We start from the raw sequence: 2,463 nt of genomic DNA on the forward strand, positions 1-2,463 counted from the left end.
CCGACCCCAAAGACAACACCCCCGCCAGAGTGAACTGAGCGGGGGTGCTGGGTGTTAGGCGCTTGACGATGACCTACTCTCACATGGGGAAACCCCACACTACCATCGGCGATGCATCGTTTCACTTCTGAGTTCGGGAAGGGATCAGGTGGTTCCAATGCTCTATGTTCGTCAAGCAATTCGGTTGGCTGGTCAGGCGTTGAAGCTACCTGGCTGGCCCAATTGGGTCGGTGATCGAAGTAGACAACTCGTCTTGGGTCTTGCGAACCCACGCGCCGTTTTCGGCGTCGTCTTCCTCACGCTCTGACCGCGGTCAGATTGTTTGGGTGTTATATGGTCAAGCCTCACGGGCAATTAGTATCGGTTAGCTCAACGCCTCACAGCGCTTACACACCCGACCTATCAACGTCGTAGTCTTCGACGGCCCTTCAGGAAGCTCAAGGCTCCAGTGAGATCTCATCTTGAGGCAAGTTTCCCGCTTAGATGCTTTCAGCGGTTATCTCTTCCGAACATAGCTACCCGGCAATGCCACTGGCGTGACAACCGGAACACCAGAGGTTCGTCCACTCCGGTCCTCTCGTACTAGGAGCAGCCCCTCTCAAATCTCAAACGTCCACGGCAGATAGGGACCGAACTGTCTCACGACGTTCTAAACCCAGCTCGCGTACCACTTTAAATGGCGAACAGCCATACCCTTGGGACCGGCTTCAGCCCCAGGATGTGATGAGCCGACATCGAGGTGCCAAACACCGCCGTCGATATGAACTCTTGGGCGGTATCAGCCTGTTATCCCCGGAGTACCTTTTATCCGTTGAGCGATGGCCCTTCCATACAGAACCACCGGATCACTAAGACCTACTTTCGTACCTGCTCGACGTGTCTGTCTCGCAGTCAAGCGCGCTTTTGCCTTTATACTCTACGACCGATTTCCGACCGGTCTGAGCGCACCTTCGTACTCCTCCGTTACTCTTTAGGAGGAGACCGCCCCAGTCAAACTGCCCACCATACACTGTCCTCGATCCGGATGACGGACCAGAGTTAGAACCTCAAGGTTGCCAGGGTGGTATTTCAAGGATGGCTCCACGCAGACTGGCGTCCACGCTTCAAAGCCTCCCACCTATCCTACACAAGCAAGCTCAAAGTCCAGTGCAAAGCTACAGTAAAGGTTCACGGGGTCTTTCCGTCTAGCCGCGGATACACTGCATCTTCACAGCGATTTCAATTTCACTGAGTCTCGGGTGGAGACAGCGCCGCCATCGTTACGCCATTCGTGCAGGTCGGAACTTACCCGACAAGGAATTTCGCTACCTTAGGACCGTTATAGTTACGGCCGCCGTTTACCGGGGCTTCGATCAAGAGCTTCGCTTGCGCTAACCCCATCAATTAACCTTCCGGCACCGGGCAGGCGTCACACCCTATACGTCCACTTTCGTGTTTGCAGAGTGCTGTGTTTTTAATAAACAGTCGCAGCGGCCTGGTATCTTCGACCGGCATGAGCTTACGGGGTAAACCCTTCACCCTCACCGGCGCACCTTCTCCCGAAGTTACGGTGCCATTTTGCCTAGTTCCTTCACCCGAGTTCTCTCAAGCGCCTTGGTATTCTCTACCCGACCACCTGTGTCGGTTTGGGGTACGGTTCCTAGTTACCTGAAGCTTAGAGGCTTTTCCTGGAAGCATGGCATCAACCACTTCTCCTTCTAAAAGAAGGATCGTCATCAGCTCTCGGCCTTAACTGTCCGGATTTACCTAAACAGTCAGCCTACCACCTTAAACTTGGACAACCAACGCCAAGCTGGCCTAGCCTTCTCCGTCCCCCCATCGCAGTAACTAGAAGTACGGGAATATTAACCCGTTTCCCATCGACTACGCCTTTCAGCCTCGCCTTAGGGACCGACTCACCCTGCGTCGATTAACGTTGCGCAGGAACCCTTGGTCTTTCGGCGTGCGAGTTTTTCACTCGCATTGTCGTTACTCATGTCAGCATTCGCACTTCTGATACCTCCAGCAAGCTTCTCAACTCACCTTCACAGGCTTACAGAACGCTCCTCTACCGCATCACCAAAGGTGATACCCGTAGCTTCGGTGCCTGGTTTGAGCCCCGTTACATCTTCCGCGCAGGCCGACTCGACTAGTGAGCTATTACGCTTTCTTTAAAGGGTGGCTGCTTCTAAGCCAACCTCCTAGCTGTCTAAGCCTTCCCACATCGTTTACCACTTAACCAGGACTTTGGGACCTTAGCTGACGGTCTGGGTTGTTTCCCTTTTCACGACGGACGTTAGCACCCGCCGTGTGTCTCCCATGCTCGGCACTTCTGGGTATTCGGAGTTTGCATCGGTTTGGTAAGTCGGGATGACCCCCTAGCCGAAACAGTGCTCTACCCCCCAGAGTGATACATGAGGCGCTACCTAAATAGCTTTCGAGGAGAACCAGCTATCTCCGAGCTTGATTAGCCTTTCACTCCGA

At 54.0% G+C, this 2,463-nt stretch carries 2 rRNA genes; both read right to left on the reverse strand.

Features of this window, described 5'->3' with window-relative positions:
- Window positions 1–60: 60 nt before the first annotated feature.
- A 5S ribosomal RNA gene (gene rrf / locus C722_RS0123325) occupies window positions 61–176 on the reverse strand.
- Window positions 177–333: 157 nt separating this feature from the next.
- Window positions 334–2,463 (reverse strand): 23S ribosomal RNA (locus C722_RS0123330); the annotation flags it as partial.

This window comes from Pseudomonas sp. 313, assembly GCF_000316965.1.
In the GTDB taxonomy this organism is placed as follows: domain Bacteria; phylum Pseudomonadota; class Gammaproteobacteria; order Pseudomonadales; family Pseudomonadaceae; genus Chryseomonas; species Chryseomonas benzopyrenica.